At 63.9% G+C, this 18,394-nt stretch carries 17 protein-coding genes and 2 tRNA genes; 4 read left to right on the top strand and 15 right to left on the bottom strand.

Going from position 1 to position 18,394, the window contains the following annotated elements; translation table 11 throughout:
* Positions 1-128: 128 nt before the first annotated feature.
* The gene (polA, locus tag ACIP5Y_RS40600; protein ID WP_400358326.1) at positions 129-2,864 is read right to left on the bottom strand and encodes a DNA polymerase I; all 2,736 of its coding nucleotides are present in this window, start codon (positions 2,862-2,864) and stop codon (positions 129-131) included.
* Between the two features lie 123 nt (positions 2,865-2,987).
* Here polA and ACIP5Y_RS40605 point away from each other — a divergent pair.
* Positions 2,988-3,060: transfer RNA gene (locus ACIP5Y_RS40605), tRNA-Trp, on the top strand.
* Between the two features lie 63 nt (positions 3,061-3,123).
* On the opposite strand, the gene ACIP5Y_RS40610 is transcribed toward ACIP5Y_RS40605, so the two are convergent.
* From ACIP5Y_RS40610 to ACIP5Y_RS40635, 6 genes are all read right to left on the bottom strand, one after another.
* On the bottom strand, positions 3,124-3,900 hold the full coding sequence (locus ACIP5Y_RS40610; protein WP_400358328.1) for an ABC transporter ATP-binding protein: 777 nt from the start codon (positions 3,898-3,900) through the stop codon (positions 3,124-3,126).
* Positions 3,897-4,865 carry an ABC transporter ATP-binding protein gene (locus tag ACIP5Y_RS40615; RefSeq protein ID WP_400358330.1) on the bottom strand — a complete coding sequence of 323 codons (969 nt, stop codon included), beginning with the start codon at positions 4,863-4,865 and terminating at the stop codon, positions 3,897-3,899. Before ACIP5Y_RS40615 ends, ACIP5Y_RS40610 begins: the two co-directional genes overlap by 4 nt.
* Entirely contained in the window at positions 4,862-6,088 is a 1,227-nt protein-coding gene (locus ACIP5Y_RS40620; protein WP_400358331.1) for a branched-chain amino acid ABC transporter permease, read from the bottom strand. The genes ACIP5Y_RS40615 and ACIP5Y_RS40620 overlap by 4 nt, the downstream gene beginning before the upstream one ends.
* The gene (locus ACIP5Y_RS40625) at positions 6,085-7,134 is read right to left on the bottom strand and encodes a branched-chain amino acid ABC transporter permease (RefSeq protein WP_400358333.1); all 1,050 of its coding nucleotides are present in this window, start codon (positions 7,132-7,134) and stop codon (positions 6,085-6,087) included. The genes ACIP5Y_RS40620 and ACIP5Y_RS40625 overlap by 4 nt, the downstream gene beginning before the upstream one ends.
* A 74-nt stretch (positions 7,135-7,208) precedes the next feature.
* Positions 7,209-8,390: a branched-chain amino acid ABC transporter substrate-binding protein gene (locus tag ACIP5Y_RS40630; protein WP_400358335.1), complete on the bottom strand. Its 1,182-nt coding sequence runs from the start codon at positions 8,388-8,390 to the stop codon at positions 7,209-7,211.
* 261 nt (positions 8,391-8,651) lie between these two features.
* Positions 8,652-9,275 (bottom strand): ANTAR domain-containing response regulator, encoded by a 624-nt coding sequence (locus ACIP5Y_RS40635; protein WP_400358337.1) that lies wholly within the window; start codon positions 9,273-9,275, stop codon positions 8,652-8,654.
* A gap of 222 nt (positions 9,276-9,497) precedes the next feature.
* Here ACIP5Y_RS40635 and ACIP5Y_RS40640 point away from each other — a divergent pair.
* Positions 9,498-9,584: transfer RNA gene (locus ACIP5Y_RS40640), tRNA-Leu, on the top strand.
* A 14-nt stretch (positions 9,585-9,598) separates the two neighbouring features.
* Here ACIP5Y_RS40640 and ACIP5Y_RS40645 read toward each other — a convergent pair.
* The 6 genes from ACIP5Y_RS40645 to ACIP5Y_RS40670 all read right to left on the bottom strand — a co-directional run bounded on the left by ACIP5Y_RS40645 (position 9,599) and on the right by ACIP5Y_RS40670 (position 14,205).
* Entirely contained in the window at positions 9,599-9,982 is a 384-nt protein-coding gene (locus ACIP5Y_RS40645) for a tyrosine-type recombinase/integrase (RefSeq protein ID WP_400358339.1), read from the bottom strand.
* Between the two features lie 458 nt (positions 9,983-10,440).
* Positions 10,441-10,581: a hypothetical protein gene (locus tag ACIP5Y_RS40650; protein ID WP_400358341.1), complete on the bottom strand. Its 141-nt coding sequence runs from the start codon at positions 10,579-10,581 to the stop codon at positions 10,441-10,443.
* A gap of 128 nt (positions 10,582-10,709) precedes the next feature.
* Positions 10,710-11,492, bottom strand: a complete 783-nt coding sequence (locus ACIP5Y_RS40655) for a hypothetical protein (protein ID WP_400358342.1) — start codon at positions 11,490-11,492, stop codon at positions 10,710-10,712.
* Positions 11,493-11,515: 23 nt separating this feature from the next.
* Positions 11,516-13,684 carry a hypothetical protein gene (locus ACIP5Y_RS40660; RefSeq protein ID WP_400358344.1) on the bottom strand — a complete coding sequence of 723 codons (2,169 nt, stop codon included), beginning with the start codon at positions 13,682-13,684 and terminating at the stop codon, positions 11,516-11,518.
* Complete coding sequence (locus ACIP5Y_RS40665; RefSeq protein ID WP_400358346.1) at positions 13,621-13,881, bottom strand: hypothetical protein; 261 nt, start codon at positions 13,879-13,881, stop codon at positions 13,621-13,623. The genes ACIP5Y_RS40660 and ACIP5Y_RS40665 overlap by 64 nt, the downstream gene beginning before the upstream one ends.
* 3 nt (positions 13,882-13,884) lie before the next feature.
* Positions 13,885-14,205, bottom strand: coding sequence for a hypothetical protein (locus tag ACIP5Y_RS40670; protein WP_400358348.1), 321 nt, complete (start codon positions 14,203-14,205; stop codon positions 13,885-13,887).
* Between the two features lie 165 nt (positions 14,206-14,370).
* Between ACIP5Y_RS40670 and ACIP5Y_RS40675 the strand changes: the two genes are divergently transcribed.
* Positions 14,371-14,808: a hypothetical protein gene (locus ACIP5Y_RS40675; protein ID WP_400358350.1), complete on the top strand. Its 438-nt coding sequence runs from the start codon at positions 14,371-14,373 to the stop codon at positions 14,806-14,808.
* A 72-nt stretch (positions 14,809-14,880) separates the two neighbouring features.
* On the opposite strand, the gene ACIP5Y_RS40680 is transcribed toward ACIP5Y_RS40675, so the two are convergent.
* On the bottom strand, positions 14,881-15,153 hold the full coding sequence (locus ACIP5Y_RS40680; protein ID WP_400358352.1) for a hypothetical protein: 273 nt from the start codon (positions 15,151-15,153) through the stop codon (positions 14,881-14,883).
* A 278-nt stretch (positions 15,154-15,431) separates the two neighbouring features.
* Positions 15,432-16,109: a hypothetical protein gene (locus tag ACIP5Y_RS40685; protein WP_400358354.1), complete on the bottom strand. Its 678-nt coding sequence runs from the start codon at positions 16,107-16,109 to the stop codon at positions 15,432-15,434.
* A 314-nt stretch (positions 16,110-16,423) separates the two neighbouring features.
* Between ACIP5Y_RS40685 and ACIP5Y_RS40690 the strand changes: the two genes are divergently transcribed.
* A complete protein-coding gene (locus ACIP5Y_RS40690) occupies positions 16,424-17,623 on the top strand; it encodes a hypothetical protein (RefSeq protein WP_400358356.1) in 1,200 nt (399 codons plus the stop codon).
* Positions 17,624-18,394 lie beyond the last annotated feature (771 nt).

Raw genomic sequence — 18,394 nt, forward strand, 5'->3', positions numbered from 1 at the left:
CTTCGTGAACTCCCGTGGGCGACACGCCGGAACGGTGAAACCGAGCAAACGAGACAGCGGGGTCCGGCAAACGCGACACGGCCCCCTGCCGCGGGGCAGGAGGCCGTGTCAGCGCATCCACAGCTACATCAGTGGGCGGCGGAATCCCAGCTGCGGCCGACGCCGACCGAGACCTCCAGCGGCACCGACAACTCGATGGCGTTCGACATGTGTTCGCGGGCAAGGGCTTCCAGCTGCTCCCGCTCACCGGGCGCCACGTCGAAGACGAGTTCGTCGTGGATCTGCAGCAGCATGCGGGATTTCAGGCCCGCCTCGCGGATCGCGCGCTGGGTGTCGATCATGGCGACCTTGATGATGTCGGCGGCCGTGCCCTGAATGGGGGCATTGAGGGCCATGCGCTCGGCGGCCTCGCGGCGCTGACGGTTGCTGGAGTCCAGATCCGGCAGGTAGCGGCGGCGCCCGAAGAGGGTTTCGGTGTAGCCGATCTTGCGGGCCTGCTCGACGGCGGCCTGCAAGTAGTCGCGGATGGCGCCGAAACGGTTGAAGTAGATGTCCATCTGGACCTTGGCCTCGTCGGCGCTGATCTTCAACTGCTGGGACAGGCCGTACGCGGACAGGCCGTAGGCGAGACCGTAAGACATGGCCTTGATGCGGCGGCGCAGTTCCGGATCGACATCGGAGATCGGGATGTCGAAGGCCTTGGACGCCACGAAGTTGTGCAGGTCCTCACCCGAATTGAAGGCCTCGATCAGGCCCTCGTCCTTGGACAGGTGCGCCATGATGCGCATTTCGATCTGGCTGTAGTCCGCGGTCATGAGCGACTCGTAGCCGGGACCCACCACAAACGTGTCGCGGATGCGGCGGCCCATATCGGTGCGGATCGGAATGTTCTGCAGGTTCGGCTCGGTGGAGGAGAGCCGGCCGGTGGCGGCCACCGTCTGGTTGAAGGTGGTGTGGATACGCCCGTCGTCGTCGACCGCCTTGAGCAGGCCCTCCACCGTCACCTTCAGGCGGGTCGCGTCGCGGTGCTCCAGCAGATGCTGCAGGAACGGATGCTGGGTCTTCTCGTAAAGCCCTTCCAGCGCATCGGCGTCGGTGGTGTAGCCGGTCTTGGTGCGCTTGGTCTTGGGCATGTCGAGCTTGTCGAACAACACCACCTGCAGCTGCTTGGGTGAGCCCAGGTTGATCTGCTCACCGATCACCTCGTAGGCGTTGCTCGCGGCTTCGGCGACACGGTCGGCGAATTCGCGCTGTAGTTCCTCCAGCTGCGCCGAATCCACGGCGATGCCGGCGTTCTCCAGATCGGCGAGCACGCCCAGCAGCGGCAGCTCCATATCGCCGAGCAGGGCGGTGGATTCGATGCGCTCGAGTTCGGTGTCGAAGGCGGCGGCGAGGTCGGAAACCGCACGGGCGCGCAGCATTTGCGCATTGGCGATCTCGGCGTCGACGGTCTCCTCGTCGTCCAGCAGGGACAGCTGCGATTCGCCGCCGTTGTCCACCCGCAGTTCCCGGCTCAGGTAGCGCAGGGACAGGTCCTCGAGGTTGAAGGTGCGCTGGCCCGGCAGGATCAGGTAGGCGGCCAGCGCGGTGTCACTGCTGAGCCCGCCCAGCTGCCAGCCGCGACCGTGCAGCGCGTGCATGGCGGTCTTGGCCTCGTGCAAGGCCTTCGGCGTCTCGGCGTCGGCGAGCCAGTCACCGAGCGCCTTCTCGTCCTCGGGGGTCAGCAGGTGCACATCGATGTAGGCGCCCTCCCCGTCGGCGGCGGCCAGGGCGATGGCCTGGACGTCCCCGTGCACCGGCGAACCGTTGCCGACCACGGAAACGCCGTGCCGGACACCGGCTTTCGCATGCTCGGCGAGCCAGTCCGTGACCGCGCCGGCGGCCAGTGCGCTACCGCTGATCTCGAAGCCGGATTCGGCCTCGGGCTCCACGGGGGCGAGGGTGTCGAAGAGCCGGTCGCGCAGGACCCGGAACTCGAGCTCGTCGAAGAGCTGATGGATCTTGTCCCGGTCCCACGGCTGCATGGCCAGCTGATCGGGCGTGTAGGGCAGCGGGACGGTGCGCACCATCTCGGTGAGCTGACGGTTCAGCACCACACTGGACAGGTTGGCGCGCAAGGCATCTCCGACCTTGCCCTTCACCGTGTCGACGCGGTCGACGAGCGCGGCCAGATCGCCGTATTCGCGAATCCATTTGGCGGCCGTCTTCTCCCCCACGCCCGGAATGCCCGGCAGATTGTCGCTCGGGTCGCCGCGCAGCGCCGCGAAGTCGGGGTACTGCTGCGGTGTCAGCCCGTATTTGTCCTCCACCGCCTCCGGCGTGAACCGGGTCAACTCGGAGACGCCCTTCTTCGGGTAGAGCACGGTGACGTTCTCGTTGACCAGCTGCAGCGAATCACGGTCACCCGTGACGATGAGAACGCGGAACCCCTCCGGCACGGCCTGCGTGGTGAGGGTCGCGATCACATCGTCGGCCTCGTAGCCGTCGATGGCCATGACCGGGATACCGAGCGCCCCCAGCACCTCCTGCGTGGTCTCCACCTGCCCACGGAACTCGTCCGGCGTGGTGGCCCGGTTCGCCTTGTACTCCGGGAACGCCTCGGTGCGGAAGGTCTTGCGGCTCACATCGAACGCCGCCGCCACATGCGTCGGCTTCTCGTCCCGCAACAGGTTGATCAGCATGGCCGTGAACCCGTAGACCGCATTCGTGGTCTGCCCACTGTGCGTCTTGAAGTTCTCCGCCGGCAGCGCATAGAACGCGCGATAGGCCAGCGAATGGCCATCCAACAGCAGCAGGGTCGGCTGCTCGCCGGACGCGGTCGCGGACACGGCACTCGGACGCTGATCGGTAGAGGCAGGGGTCACCCGAGAGAGTCTAGGTATCCCCACCGACATCCGTGGGCAGCGGGCTTACCCGGCCCGTCGCCGCAGGTCACGAAAACCGATTTTCGCCCCGGCCCCGGCACCTGGTAGCGTGACCCCTCGCAAAGGGGCGTAGCTCAATTGGCAGAGCAGCCGTCTCCAAAGCGGCAGGTTGCAGGTTCGATTCCTGTCGCCCCTGCAGAAGGCTTCGGGCCGGTCACCAGTGGTGACCGGCCCGAATGCTTTTCGGGGAGGGGCCGGTTCAGCCGACGCCGAGGTAGGCGGACTTGACGGCCGGGTCGTGCAGGAGCTCGCGGCCGGCGCCGGTCTTGGTGACCTCACCGGTCTCCAGGATGTAGGCGCGGTCGCTGCGGGTGAGGGCCTGCTGGGCGTTCTGCTCGACCAGCAGGACCGTGGTGCCCTGCTTGTTGATATCCGCGATGATCCGGAAGATCTGCTGAATCACCATGGGCGCCAAGCCCATCGACGGCTCGTCGAGGAGCAGCAGCTTCGGGCGGGCCATCAGCGCGCGGGCGATGGCCACCATCTGCTGTTCACCACCGGACAGGGTGCCGCCGACCTGTTTGCGGCGTTCCTGCACGCGCGGGAACAGATCGAAGATCCAGTCCAGGGTGCGCTGCTGTTCGGCCTTGTCCTTGAAAGGCCGCCCGTACGAACCCATGTCGAGGTTCTCCTGCACCGTCATGCCGGGGAATACACCGCGCCCCTCGGGCGCCTGGATGAGGCCCAGGCCGACCCGCTGATGCGCCTTCACCCGGGTGATGTCGCGGCCCTCGAGGATGATGCGGCCGCGGGTGAGCGGCAGCAGGCCGGACAGGGCGCGCATGGTGGTGGTCTTACCCGCACCGTTGGCGCCCAGCAGCGTCACCAGTTCGCCCTGTGCCACGGACAGCGAAATGCCGTGCAGGGCTTGGATTCTGCCGTAGCTCACAACCAGATCGTCGACTTGCAGCAATGCGTTCGGATCGGGCGGTGGGAGCTGGCCCCTCGCGCCGGTCGTCTGTTCTGAAGTGGTCATTGGTCCTCACCTGCTTCCGCGTCTGGCACGCCGAGATAGGCGGCGATCACCTTGGGGTCCTCGCGGATCTGCGACGGCAGGCCGTCGGCGATCTTGCGGCCGAACTCGAGCACCACGATCCGGTCGGTCACACCCATCACGAGACGCATATCGTGCTCGATCAACAGCACCGTGAACCCGTCGTCGCGGATCTTGCGGATCAGATCCATGAGCGACGCCTTCTCGCTCGGATTGAAGCCCGCGGCCGGCTCGTCCAGGCACAGCAGTTTCGGTTCCGTCGCCAGCGCGCGGGCGATCTCCAGCCGGCGCTGATCACCGTAGGAGAGGTTGCGGGCCTTCTCCACCGCGCGCGGCGCGATGCCCACGAATTCCAGCAGCGCCATACCGCGTTCGACGGCGTCCTTCTCCTCGCGGCGATGCCGCGCGGTCCGGAACACCGCACCCGGCACCGAGGTCTTGTGCCGCGCGTCGGTGCCGACGACCACGTTCTCCAGCGCCGTCATTTCTTGGAACAGGCGAATGTTCTGGAAGGTGCGGGCGATGCCGAGCCGGGTGATCTCGTTGCGCTTGGACTTGGCCAGCGGCTTGCCGTCGAAGGACACCGTGCCCGACGACGGCCGGTAGACACCGGTGATGGCATTGAAGCAGGTGGTCTTGCCGGCGCCGTTCGGGCCGATCATGCCGAGGATCTCGCCGCGGCGAATGTCGAAGGTGACATCGTCGAGGGCGGTGAGACCGCCGAACTTCACCGTCAGCCCAGTGGTGCTCAGCAGCGGCGCACCGACCGGGGTATCGATTTCCCGGTGCGGCGCAACGACTTCCGCGACCACACCGGCGTCCCCGAGCACGGGCATTACCTCGGTGACATCCAGGGTCCCCGCGCTGGGTTCGATATCGGGTTTCGTGTATCCGGCCGCCATGTCCTCGTTGTCGAACAGCGCGCCGCCCTCGTCCGGCCCGGTCATCGCGGTCCTCCGCTCGTCTGCACGGCCACCTGTGGTTCGCGGTGCACCGCACGGAACACCTTGCGCCCGTAGGTGAGCAGCTTCTGCCGCACCGGGAACAGGCCCTGCGGGCGGAAGATCATCACGATCACCAGGGTGACGCCGTAGAAGAGATACTTGTAGTCGCCCAGGGATTCCCCGCCGAGGTTCACCGACATGAAACGGTTGGGCAGGTAGACGATCACGAACGCGCCGACGATGACGCCGAGCTTGTTGCCCTGACCGCCGATCACCACCGCGCACAGGAACAGCATCGAGTTGATGATGTTGAATCCGGTCGGGTTGATGAACTGCACCTGGCCCGCGTACAGCGCGCCCGACATGCCGCCGATGCCCGCGCCGATCATGAACGCCCACAGCTTGAACTTGAAGGTGGGAACGCCCATCATCTCGGCGACGTCCTCGTCCTCGCGGATCGCGACCCAGGCGCGGCCGACGCGGCTGCGCTCCAGATTGCCGACGAACAGCAGCACCACGACCACCAGGATCATGCCGACCCAGAACCACCAGACGCCGGAGTTGGCGCGGTCCAGCAGGTTCCAGCTGTTGCTGTCGCCGAGGTTGCCCGAGGAGAAGTAGCCGTTGGGGTGGGTGCCGGAGACGCCGACCCGCGGATACTCGATGCGGGACAGGCCGAGGCTGCCATTGGTGATATCGCCCAGGTTGTCGGCGAGCAGCCGCACGATCTCACCGAAGCCGAGGGTCACGATGGCCAGATAGTCACCGCGCAGGCGCAAGGTCGGCGTGCCCAGGATGAGACCGGTCGCCGCGGTGAAGATAATCGCCAGCGGGACGCAGATGACCCACGCCCAACTGTGGTTCAGCCAGCTGTTGGTCGCATTCCACGGACTGTTCGGGCTGGTGAGCAGGCCGACCGTGTACGCGCCGACCGCATAGAAGCCGACGTAACCGAGGTCGAGCAGACCCGCTTGGCCGACAACGACATTCAGGCCGACCGCGATCAGCGCCGTCATGGCGAACTGCGCCATCACACCGCCGAAACTGGTGCCCGGGGTGTTCAGCAGCGGCGGCGGGAACAACGGGATCAGCGCGAGCACGATGATCACCGGTACGCCGATGCCCCACTGCGCGGGGCGCGACAGTCCGCCCCACCAATAGCGGATGGCGTCCCCGACCCCGCGGCCGCGTTTCGGCGCCGCGGGCGGAGTGAGAGTGTCGGTCATACCCGCGCCCTCCCCAGGCTCTCACCGAGAATGCCGGTGGGCCGGAACATGAGCACGACCACCAGCACCACGAATGCGACCACGTCACGCCACTGGGTGCCGAATACGATCTGCCCGTAATCCTCCGCGAGCCCGAGCAGCAGACCACCCAGCAGGGCGCCGCGCAGATTGCCGATGCCGCCGAGCACCGCCGCGCTGAAGGCCTTGATGCCGAGGATGAATCCGCCGTTGTAGATGATGCCCTGCGGCACCTTGAACGTGTACAGCAGCGCCGCCGCGCCGGCCAGCAGACCACCGAGCAGGAAGGTGGTCACGATGATCCGTTCCCGCGAGACGCCCATCAGGGTCGCGGTATCGGGATCCTGCGCGACCGCGCGAATACCGCGGCCGAATTTGGTTCTGTTGATGAGGATTTCGGTCACGATCGCCAGCGCGACGGCCGAGGCGATGATCACCAGGGTCACATTGCTGACCTGGGCGCCGAAGAGCGTGAACTCGGTGGTGGGCGCCACCAGCTTGATCGGATGCTGGGCATTGGTGCCGCCCAGCGGGTTCGACATGCCCGAGGTGAGCTTCGGGAGCACCACGTGCACGAGTTCCTGCAGCACGAACGACATGCCGATCGCGGTGATGAGGAAGATCAGGGGTTTGGCCCCGCGTTTGCGCAGCGGCCGATAGGCAATGCGTTCCAGGGCGACCGCGGTGCCGCCGGAGACCAGCATGCCGAACACGAGCGCCACCAGCAGATAGACGATCGTGAGGATTATGCCTTCGGAATAGACGTCGCCGCTGGGCGTGAAGCCGAGCACCATCAGGCCGACGTACTGCCCGAACATGCCCACCATGAATACTTCCGAATGGGCGAAATTGATAAGCCGGAGAACACCGTAGACCAGGGTGTAACCTACCGCGACCAAGGCATAAATCGAACCGTATTCCAGGCCGTCGACGGTGAGCCGCCAGAACTGGTGGAACAGGTCTGAGACATCGAAATTGATGGTCCCATTTGCTAGCAGGGTCGCATCCGCGACCAGGGCTGAAGACATTCGTTACTCTCGCCGTCGAGGAAAGCGGCGTGCACCGGGATCACCGGCGCACGCCGCTACCGAATCGGTGGGACTTACTTGACCTCGTACATCCAGATCAAGGCGTTCGACAGTTCGCCTGTTGCGTCCCACTTGTATTCGCGGGCCAGGCCCTGGCCGTCGTAAGTCCGGACATAGTTGACGAGAGCGGGCCGGGTGGTGTTACCGGCGGCGATACCCTTCATCACGATCGTCGCCAGGTCGTAGCCCTCGACCGAGTAGGTGCCGGGATCGAAACCGCTGTCCGCCTTGAACGCGGTGGCGAAGGTGTCCGAGGACGGCGCACACGGGCAGGACAGCAGCGCGCCCTTCGAGGCGTCACCCGCCTGCTTCACGAATTCCTCGTCCTTGGTGCCGTCATCGGAGACGAAGGTGGCGGTCACGCCGCCCGAACGCAGCTGCGATACGAACGGGGACGCCTCGGCGTAGTAGCCGGCGTAGTAGATCGCGTCGGGCTTGGCCGCAGCCAACTTGGAGACGGTGGCGGAGAAGTCCTTGTCACCGGTCTTGACCTGGGCCGCGCAGCTCGGGTCGGCGAGCGCGCCGAGACCCGCGTTCAGCGTCTTGGCCAGGCCCGTACCGTAATCCGAGTCGTCCTGGACGACGCAGATCTTCTTGTACTTGCCGGAGGCCGCCAGGTACTTGGCGTCGGTCGGGCCCTGGACACCGTCATTGGCCAGACCGCGGAAGAAGGTCTTCCACCCGTTCTGGGTGAGGGTGACATTGGTGGCCGACGGGGTCAGTGACAGCAGACCGGCATCGCTGAGGATCTGACCCGTGGCCTTGGTCTCGCCCGAGAAGGTCGGGCCGATCAGGGCCACGATCGACGGGTCGTTGATGATGGTCGGAATGACCTGGGTGGCCTTCTGCGGGTCACCCTCGGTGTCGAACTGCTTGACCGTCACCTGGCAGTTGGGGTTGGCCTTGTTGTGCTGGTCGAGCGCCAGCTTCACGCCACGAATGATATTGAGGCCGAGGTTGGCGTTGCCGCCGGTCAACGGGCCCGCCATGGCGATCGTCGCCGGCGCGCACTTGTCCTGGCCATTGCTGGCGGGATTCGCGGCGGCGGAATTGTTGGCCTGCGGGACTTCCTTACCGTCCTTGTCGAGCTGGGCCAAGGGCTGGATGCTCAGATTGCTGCTCGTGGTTTTACTACTACAACCGGCAGCCCCGAGCGCAAGTACCGCTACAGCTCCGACGACCACCAGTCTTGCCATGCGGCTATGCCGCAAGGCAGACGTGCGAGTCATTGAACCAAGCACGATTCACCTCTATGTTCTCTGCTCCCTCGGGTCACCGAGGAGGGCCGCCCCATCGATCGGCCCGTCCAGAACATAGCCCCGCCACGTTAGGTCCGCATCACAATCGAATCATTCATGTGACATCGCAACAAACAAAGAGCGCCCTGTGTTGCCGGGCTGTAAATTGCTACAGCTCATTCATGGCAACAACAGGGCGATCCGCGGGCTAACTCAGCCTCACTTCGGCGCGAGGTTCTCCAAAACGACCTCGGCCACTGCCTTCATGGTGGTGCGGCGATCCATGGCGGTGCGCTGAATCCATTTGAAGGCCTGCGGTTCCGAGAGGCCCTGGGTCTGCATCAGCACACCCTTGGCACGCTCCACCAGCTTGCGGGTTTCGAGGCGATCCGTCAGATTCGCGACCTCGCTCTCGAGCGCCGCGATCTCATGGAATCTGGATGCGGCCAATTCGATGGCCGGTACCAGATCCGATTTGGTGAACGGCTTCACGAGGTAGGCCATCGCGCCGGCGTCGCGGGCCCGTTCCACCAGGTCACGCTGGCTGAAGGCGGTCAGGATCACCACCGGCGCAAGGCGTTTCGAGGCGATCTCGGCCGCGGCGTCGATCCCGTCGCGGCGCGGCATCTTCACGTCCATGATCACCAGATCGGGACGCAACTCCTCCGCCAGGTCGACGGCCTGCTGGCCGTCCCCCGCCTCACCCACCACCAGATAACCCTCCTCGGAGAGCATCTCCACGAGATCCATCCGGATGAGCGCCTCGTCCTCGGCAACCACCACCCGCTTGGGGGCGGACGCCGCACCATCCTTCTTCGAACCGCCCCCTGCTGTCGTTCCCATAGATGAACCCCTAGTCGCTCCGATTGCCAACACTCGATGCCACCGCGTCCGGCGCACCCCTCGCGGGACCGGCACGCACCCGAGTACCCCAAAGCGTACCGTCCACCTCCCCGCACAACCCATCTACCCAGCGCAAACCGACCAGTATCACAACCGTGTGATCCACCCACCCCCTCGATTAGTGGGTAACCCCCCACACCCGCTATGCTTTCTCCCCGGTGCGCCGGGTTGGCGGAACTGGCAGACGCGACGGTCTCAAAAACCGTTGTCCGGAAGGACGTGTGGGTTCGAGTCCCACACTCGGCACCAGGTGGCGGGCGTGATCAGTGATCACGTCCGCCGTTTTGATTCATCCGGCCCGCAGCAGCCCGCGCGCCAGCTTCCATCCCCTCAGCTACCGCGTCGAGATCATCCGGGAACAGGTTTCCGTACAGGTCGAGGGTTAGCGTCGCCGTCTTGTGCCCCAGCATCCGCTGCACCACTTTGATGTTCGCGCCGGCACTGATGGCCAGCGATGAGGCTGTGTGCCGAAGCGCATGCGTCACAACGCCGTCCAGACCGACATCCTTCGCCGCCCGGTCGAACACCCAGCGGAACTCGGTGGATGTCAAGAAGTCTCCCTTATGGCTCGGAAGGACGAGCGCATCCGACTCGCAGTCGGCAAGCAGCACGCGGAGCTCTTTCGCCAAGGAGGCAGGGATCGGCACAGCCCGAGTGGTGTGGTTCTTGGTATCAGCCTCCGCCTATCCCCGGTCCGTGACGGGAATCGCTGAACGGGCCACCGTGATGCGCTGGGTATCTAGGTCTACCGCCCAGGCCCGCAGTGCGATGGCTTCTCCGAACCGGATACCGGTGTAGGCCAATGTGAACACCAACGGCCGGAACCGGCGGGCGCCCATCGCCAACCGGAGTACACCCAGATGAGTCAGCTAGCGCCGCTCCCCCGCACTCATCGACGGCAGATCGACTTCATCGCCCGGTTCACAGCCAGACGCTTCGACTTGATGCGCAACTTCTTCGTGGTGAACCATTTCCACGCCCGGAAGTGAACGCCGCTCCGATCCGGATCGACCCAGTTCCTATGACAACCTTCGTAGTGATGTCGCTGTCGAGGAACCTCTGGTCCGCGGTCCTGGTGTCGAACGACCACAACGGAGCGAGTGGTTCAGGAGGTGTCGAACATCTGCGCCCAGGCCTGAATCGTCGGTTCCAGGTTCGAGGGCACTCGCGCCTTCTTATGCGGGGTGCCGGCATCCGCGGGATCTCGGGACAAAGCTTCGAAGAGCGCGACCGCGCAGTCGGTCATGATGAGATGAGTGCGTCCACCGCATACGGCCCGGAGTTGGCCCGCCCCCGACAGACACAAGCACCCACCAATACGACAAGCACACGAATCCCCTGGTCACGGAGCGACGATGCCACCGCTGGATCGGGCTATCCGCGGTCGGATGGTCCGATCCATTCGGGGAACTGCGGGGTGACCGGGTGGTGGGGTGCGACGTAGCCGGGTGGGGCGTTGAGCACGTTGTAGTTGGGATCTTTGGTGAAGGTCGGGAATTGTTCTTGTAGCCATGGCAGGCATTCCGCGGCGTATTGGTCGTTGCCGACCGGCGCCTTGATGGTGGTGACCTTCCAGGTGCCGAATACGTCCCATCGAGGTGGCAACTGGGCGCGTGGGTCATGGTGGCCGGGATCGCGGTTAGCGATGCCGGGCAGGCCCGGCTGCGAGGTGGTGTTGTCGAGTTCGATTCTGATTCCGCCACCTTGGAATCGGTCGTCTTCTTGCGGAAGTTGTTCGGGTAGTACCGAATAGCCGCAGACAATCGCGCTCACCTTGGTATCGGTTGCGGTGTACCCGGTGATATGCAGGTAGGTCGTCATCGGACGTTCTTTCCAGTCCGGGTTGACTGGTTGTCGCGAGACGTACTGGCGGACGCCGAGGATAGGCTGTCGGGCATTTTCGACCTGTTTGGTCAAATCGGCAACAGCACGGGCGTAGCCGGGGTAAGCCGCGTTATCGACGCCCGTATAGGTGGCGTTGCCGCCGGCCTCCAAGGTGGCACGGATAAGCTCGGCGCCGCGCGAGAAGAGATCGATCCCTTCGTCGGCGGACCAAACGCTGGTGTCCGGGATGTCGGGCACGGTTTTCGGCGGAGGAGACGGCGTCGACGATTTGCCGCAGGCGGTCAGAGCGAGCCCGATGACAATGAGTGCCAATGGTTTTCGGTATCTGGCAGTCACTAATGGGATCCCTTGTCGTCGGCTCTGACATTGCGGGTCACATCGTCGTACCCGAATCGCATCGCATCCCCGTGGCCGGCGCCGAGTTCGTTGAGCAAGGCCGTGAGGTTGTCAGTCGGGCTCGTTGCGGCTCTGGAGTTGAGAGTGGTCGACTGAAGATCTTGCCATGGCCGCAATTGCCCGTTGCTATCGAACAGGCTCGAGTACTTCTGTCGAATGCTGTCCGGCACGTCAGTGTTGGTGAGAACGTCGTAGGCCTGCCGGTCGAAGTTCGGCGGGTTGAGCCCGATGGCATTGTTGGATGTGGTGGGAGACGGGCCGATGATCGCTTCTTTCAGCGGGTCGCCGCCGAGGTCGACGGCCTTGCCTACCAGATCGCCGCCGGGGATCTTGAGCTCGACCTTGTCCTCGCCGCTGCCGAGCGGGACGCTGGCTTCCAAGGCACTCTTGACCAAGTCGTAGGTCTGGGCCTTCTTGTCGTAGACCTCCTTGGCGATGGCGTCGCCGTTGGATATATGTGAGCTGATCTCGTCGCGCAGGCCGGCGTCGACGAGCCCCTGTAGTCGTCCCGAGGACTGCAGGTGTGCGTATGCATCCTGATTGTCGTGGTCATTCCCGTAAGTGAGTTCTTGCTGGACTGCGGAGGTGAGTGCTGCGGCGTTGAAGGTCTTGCCTGCGGTGTCATCGGTGTCGAACAGCGAGAAGATGTTCTTGGTGCCGGTGAATGTGTTGTTGCCGTCGGACAGCGGGTCGGTCCAGCTGTGGAGCTGGTTGTCGTCGCCCTTGTAGGTGACGTGGAATCCATCGTCCAGCGGGTTTTTCGCGATGGTGAGGTCGTTGACGTAGGGGGTCATGCTGGTCGACAAGGTCTGCAGCAGTTTGGGGTTCAGCTCGCCGACCGACTTGTGCTCGGTGCCGGGGATGTCGTAGAGGTGCCATTTGTCGTCCCCGCCCGCATAGTGGCCGGGCACGTTGTCACCAGCGGCGAACTGCGCGAACGAGTTCATGATCGCGGTCTGATGCGAGTCCGGGGTGGCGCTGTGGTCGAAGGAGAACAGAGACGACATGGCATCACCCTGGTCCGTCCACTGGTGGGTGAGCGCATCGTGGAAGAACTGTTCGTTGGGCTTTCCGTCGTTGCCGACGACCAGGCTCTGCACGGCCGCTTTGTCATTGCCGACGGCCTTGAACATGTCTTCGGTCAATGGCGAGTGCGGGCCCGCGCCGACGCCGTCGCCGATGAGCTGGCGGGCTTTGCCGCCATCTGGGTTCTGTTCGACAGTTACCTGTGCGTTGAGGTATTTCGCGCTGACGTCGAGGACTTGCTTGTCGAGGTCGGTGCCGGCGCGGTAGCGGGGATCGGAGCCTCCGGCGATCTTGGCGATGGCCTGGTTGTCCGGGACTCCGTTCAGTTTGATGTACTGCCCGATGTTCCCGTAGCCGCGTAGCGCGACCGAGTCCGGATGGTTCTCCACCAGGTCTGGGCGTGTCAGTGACTGTTCCAGCTTGGCTGGGAGCAGTTTCGCGCCACCTTGATCAGGGATGCCGGGGTCGCCCTTGACCGGTGTGGTGATGTTGCTGGTGGAGATCATCTGCAAGGAATTGCGCAGGGCCACACCGGCATCCGGCGGGAGTTTGTCGATGATCGCCTGGATCTCTTGAGGGCTCTTGTCGTCCAGGGAGCGTGCCAGCTGGTTGAGGTAGTCCATCTGCGCCACCGGGATGTTCACGGTGTCACCGTTCTGCAACTGGGCGAGCTGGTCGTCGGAGAGCTTCCCTGCATCGAGGAGGCGCTGGATCTCTGCTTCGGTCAGGTGCGAGGGATCGGTGACCAGGTGCTTGCCGTCGTTCTTGCCTTGATCGCCGCCGAGTGAGGCGCCGGAGGTGAAGGCGACCGACAGGGAACTGCGGGTGAGATTCAACGCGTCGTAGACCGCGAGATCCGCAGCGACCGCGGCGCTGTAGGCGGCAGCGAGGTCCTTGTTCATCTGCGCCAGTGCGCGAACATCACCATTGCCGATGACGCTGAGCATCTCGGTTACGGTCCAGTGCTTCTGGTCGCATTCGTCGAGCAGGCCCCGCGCCTTGCGGAGTGCTTCGTTGATCAGCGACGCTCCGGTCCGGGCTTGGCCGGCGAGTCCGTTGAGCTTGTCGGCCAGGGTCTGCACCCCGTCTTGAGATCACCGTTGGCGCGATCCTGGGCAGCGGTGGCGGCCTTACCCTCCCAGTACTGATCGTTGGTCTTGGTGACCGCGTCGACGTATTTCTGGTAAACCCCTTCCAGACCGCTGCCGATCTGCTCCCATTCGGTCGCGTACTGCTCGAGGATCTGTGGATTGACGTTGCGTAGCCAGGTAAGCGACATCGGCTATTTCCCCGAGGGCACGGTCCAGTCGCCGGTCCCGCCGGTGTATGCGGCGACGAACTTGTCGTAGTTGCTGTCATCCATGTTCTTGAACTCGGTGGCGCACTCGCTCATCACGGTTCCGGTCTCGTCCAACCGCTGCTTGGCGGTAGCGACCAGCGCCCCGTAGATCAGCTCCGTGGTGATCACCCCCGCACCCGTGGCGGACTGCAAGCCGTTGTGCGCGTTCGGATCCGGTGCATCCTTGGGTTTGATCCCTGCGGCCTCCTGAGCGAGTCCGTGCAGTGTCGTCGCCAGCTTGCCCAGGATCTCAAGATCAACCACCAGACTCATACAACCCCCAAACGCGAAGACTACGAACGTCGCCCGGCAAGGTCGGCGGCCCCTGCATTACCGACCCTTTGCCAAGCCTGTACTTGCGCAAACTATATAGCAGCCGTCAGGCTTGCTCTTCTGTCGCGCGAGCATCCGAACTTGGAAGGGGTATACATGGGAGACACCGTCAACCCGCCGATCGGCGCTGTGCCTGGCCTTTCTGACGACGATGCCGAGCTTTTCCAGATCGCGCTGGGGACCTATATCGCCACCGCGACCGCACCGGACGGCTCGATATCGGTCGACGTCAGCTCCGACGGCACGATCCACCGATGGCAAATCACCGATCGGGCCCGCGGCACAGACCCCGCACAACTCGTTGCCACCGTGATCGACCTGATTGGACAGGCAGGTACCTGCGCCCGCGCCGAGGTTCGCGCCGGATTCGGACTCGCCCTCCCCGACACCGCTCCAACTGTTCCAGATCCCAGGACACCCGTCTCTACGCCGATTCCTCCCGCCCCAACGCCGCCGACCGGCATTTACGACGATGCATGGGACGACGACGAGGACTTCTACCATCGGGGCAAGTCCCGAATCTCTGCCGACTGAACTGATCGGTCACATCAATCAAAATCCGCTGGCTCCATGTGGACCGGCCGTCGGCCCGGCACAGACGAGTGGTTATCGCTCTCTGCGCCTGTCCTTCCGCGGTGTCGGATCGATGGTGAGAGGAAATTTAAGAGCGCGGAGCCTTCGGCGCAGCATCGTCATCGCGTCACGGCTCGACTCCGTCAGCCTCCGGCGCCGCTCGGGCGGCATCGTGGTGCGCTCCGACTCGCCGTCGAGGCTCTCGATCGCCTGACGGATCACGATGATCTCCGTCCGCGTGGTGCGGTGATCGATGCGCTTCGCCCTTGCCATGATGTCGTCGTATCGCTGCTCGAGACTTCGCATTTCGCGAGCCTTTCGAACTCAGGCGGCGACATCGAATAGCGCGTATCAAGCGAAAACAGCTGAGCCAGAACCAGAGTCGCTTCCCGTGCTGAAGGCGCCAGCGGTACAGGTGGTTCACTTTGGACCACCTGCCGCGCCCGAGCAGCCCCCTCCTAAGCGGGTAGCGAGGTCACCACTTACGAAGGGAAGGTGCCATTTGACACCACCAGCGTCGGCGGCCGAACGGTTGGGCAGGCCGTCCGGCGAGGTGCCCGGGTGTTCGATTTTGAACACCTACGCTACGAGGCGAACGGCTGCTGACATACCCCGCAGAGGATCGGACCGGCAGCAATCATCTTCTTGTGCGCGCGGATCCGGCGCGGCGGCTCACACCGGCAGACCCGTGGGCTGCCGTTCCGATCAGCCGACTTCGCGCCCGGCGCTACACCGTCACCACCGTCGGCGGGTTCGGCGGCCGGGTCGGCAAGCTCGGCGGCCGGTTCCGGCAGGCGGTGGGCCACGATCGCCCTTTCCAGAATGCCGATCGCGCGCCGATATTCGCCGAGGGTGCCGTCTGGCAGCAAAGTCACCGACCAGCCTGTGCGGGCATGCCGTTCGGCAGTCAGCCCGATCTCCTCGGCGATCGTCTTGTACTTGCTGTTGTGATAGCGGCCGCCGTCGCTGACTGCGGGCACCTCACGAGTGAGCGCGATTCCGTGTGCCGCTTCGTGCAGCAGGGTGCCGAGTACATCATGGTTGCCGGCGGCCAGGCCCTCAGCCCCGAGGAACAACTCCGGCATCGCGGTGCCGGCGCGGCTCCACAGATCCGGGCCGAAGTGCCCACGCCGGACCGCGCGTCCCCGCCCGGGCGAGCCGGACGCGATCGCCACCACCGCTTCGGGCACATCCGGGTGACGGCCGCGGATGCCGTCCCAGACCCGATCGATCGCTGTCGCCAATGGACCACCGATGAACATGAGAATCCCTCGAATTCACTGCGTAAGAGGTGACCGAGAACCGGCCGGAGAAGGTACTCGATTCTATCGAAATCACCTGTTATGCGGTGCGGTGAAGTGTTGCAGCACAACAACATTTGCACTATCTCGAACCACAGTCCGTCATCTGACCATTAAGCACATCCTCTATGCCGCCGCACAGCACGTTGCAGAAGAGGCGCTCCGTTCTCATGGCGAGGTGGCGATGCTCCAGCGTGTTGTCTGCGTGTTCCCGGTCCGCGCCCGACTTCGCCGGTAGCGTCGATGCCGATGCGAGATCAGCGGAGGCGACAGCGATGAGCGCGGCCAGGGAGCCGATATTCGACACCACCAAGCGGACCCATCCCGTTCCGAAGAGACACGGGGAAAGTCTCTTCTCGTTCTTCAACCGAGTCGCCGGCTCATACTGGGAACATGCCCGTCAGCTGGTGCAAACGTGGGCTGATCATCTTGACGACCCACACGACTACCGGGCAGTTCGCGGCTATCTGCGTTCAGGTCGCGACGACCAGTTCCGAAGCGCTTTCCTTGAGCTCTACCTACACGAGTGCCTCCGCAAAGCGGGCTACACGGTGACCGTTCACCCGAACCTGCCCGGAACCAACCGCCACCCGGACTTCTATGCCGAACGCGCTGGCGAAGGCTTCTATCTGGAAGCGATCGCACCGAGCAGCAGCGCCGCCGAACTTGCCGCAGCCAACCGCCGAGGCGCCATGTTCGACATCGTAAACCAGCTCCAGGATCCGCATTTCCTACTCTGGTTGTCGCACCTTGAGCAAGGATCAGCAGCACCCGCGGCAGGTAAGCTGCGCAAAGAACTGAAGCGCTGGCTAGCTGGCCTGGACCCCGACGACTACCACGACGCTAACAACCTACCCGAGTGGTCCTGGTCCAGTGATGGATGGTCAGTGACGTTCAGAGCCATCCCGAAGGACATCGAGAGACGCGGAATCCGACCCGGGGACCGAATTATCGGGGTCCACGGCGAAACGATCATCACGCGCGGCGATGACACTGCTACTCTGCATGCCGCGCTGGCGGAGAAGGATCACGCCTACCCAAATCTGAACGCGCCGTTCATCATTGCGGTAGGCGTCGATATCTTGGGCTCACCACGATGGGACGTCAGCAACGCCTTGTACGGTCATGTCGCAGTGTCTTTTCGAAGGGATACGACCGGAGTGCTGGTCTTCGACCGTGAGATCAGACAGCCCGACGGCTACTTCGGCACCCCACCGAGCTGGCGCAACCACCAGGTCTCTGGGCTCCTCGTGATCAATAATGTGATGCCATACCACTTCATCGATGCCGATGCCACGCTATGGCGCCATCCGGCGCCCGCAAAAGCCCTCCACACTGACCTCGGACTTCCTTGGGCGACAACCGAACTCGACGAAACACAATTGCGTGACAGACCCGCGCCGATCAGTGCCGCTGAGCTACTCGGGTTTGTAGATCCATGGCCGCCGGGAGACCCGTGGTTGGCGGAGACGTAGCCGTCTCCCGAAAGTGCCTTCAATTGAAGTGGTGCCGCCGCTCGCACGTCGAGCGAGCATGACAGCCTCTGTCTCAACGCGCGAAGCGGTCCGTACCACAGGCTCAATGATTGAGTAGGCTAGAGAGGATGTTGGCTACGGCGGCGAGGACTCCCGCTACTGCGGTAAGCATCGGAGTCAACGCAGTGATCCATGCTCGAATTGCCACCCCCCTGCCTCCGACGGCATCGAGGTTTGCTTTCACCTCGGGTGGTTGACCGACTGCCATTTGGTCTTCCTCCTCCTTCCAACTGGGTCACTGGGCTGCCTTCATTTTCTTGCTGCCGAAGTGAAGTCAGCGCCCAAACATTGGGCTAATGCAGAGATTAGGGCGCTGACCATATGCCCGCTACCTTGGCAATTTCCGTCGGATGACCTAAGATTGCGTGGCAGTTTGGGTGGGGGAAAAGCAAACACGCGGCAAGAGTAGTTGGACAGTTGACCTGTGACGTAATTCACATTATGGAGGTCCGTGACTGTCAACTCGACCAGCTAACGGACCGGGCCTTGATGGGTGCGATCGGCGCGGCCCGCGACAGCGAGCCCGAGTGCAGCATGGAAAACACCGAAATGACCTGGTCGCAGCCGGAAGTCAAACAAGACCAATACCCCATTCAGCCGCAACCACCGGACCCGTCGTGCTGGACGAAGGGGTTTCAGGCCAACCGACGAGGCCAGAGGCGGCCCGTGACAGGCCCGCAGTGATGCCGCACGAGACCATTACCGTCAACG

This window comes from Nocardia sp. NPDC088792 (assembly GCF_044750615.1).
Lineage (GTDB): Bacteria > Actinomycetota > Actinomycetes > Mycobacteriales > Mycobacteriaceae > Nocardia.

Bases quoted from the DNA above. Each gene is read 5' to 3' on its own strand.
- ACIP5Y_RS40610 (WP_400358328.1), bottom strand. From the start codon at position 3,900: ATGACCACTTCAGAACAGACGACCGGCGCGAGGGGCCAGCTCCCACCG.
- ACIP5Y_RS40615 (WP_400358330.1), bottom strand. From the start codon at position 4,865: ATGACCGGGCCGGACGAGGGCGGCGCGCTGTTCGACAACGAGGACATG.
- ACIP5Y_RS40620 (WP_400358331.1), bottom strand. From the start codon at position 6,088: ATGACCGACACTCTCACTCCGCCCGCGGCGCCGAAACGCGGCCGCGGG.
- ACIP5Y_RS40625 (WP_400358333.1), bottom strand. From the start codon at position 7,134: ATGTCTTCAGCCCTGGTCGCGGATGCGACCCTGCTAGCAAATGGGACC.
- ACIP5Y_RS40630 (WP_400358335.1), bottom strand. From the start codon at position 8,390: ATGGCAAGACTGGTGGTCGTCGGAGCTGTAGCGGTACTTGCGCTCGGG.
- ACIP5Y_RS40635 (WP_400358337.1), bottom strand. From the start codon at position 9,275: ATGGGAACGACAGCAGGGGGCGGTTCGAAGAAGGATGGTGCGGCGTCC.
- ACIP5Y_RS40650 (WP_400358341.1), bottom strand. From the start codon at position 10,581: ATGACCGACTGCGCGGTCGCGCTCTTCGAAGCTTTGTCCCGAGATCCC.
- ACIP5Y_RS40665 (WP_400358346.1), bottom strand. From the start codon at position 13,881: ATGTCGCTTACCTGGCTACGCAACGTCAATCCACAGATCCTCGAGCAG.
- ACIP5Y_RS40675 (WP_400358350.1), top strand. From the start codon at position 14,371: ATGGGAGACACCGTCAACCCGCCGATCGGCGCTGTGCCTGGCCTTTCT.
- ACIP5Y_RS40680 (WP_400358352.1), bottom strand. From the start codon at position 15,153: ATGCGAAGTCTCGAGCAGCGATACGACGACATCATGGCAAGGGCGAAG.
- ACIP5Y_RS40685 (WP_400358354.1), bottom strand. From the start codon at position 16,109: ATGTTCATCGGTGGTCCATTGGCGACAGCGATCGATCGGGTCTGGGAC.
- ACIP5Y_RS40690 (WP_400358356.1), top strand. From the start codon at position 16,424: ATGAGCGCGGCCAGGGAGCCGATATTCGACACCACCAAGCGGACCCAT.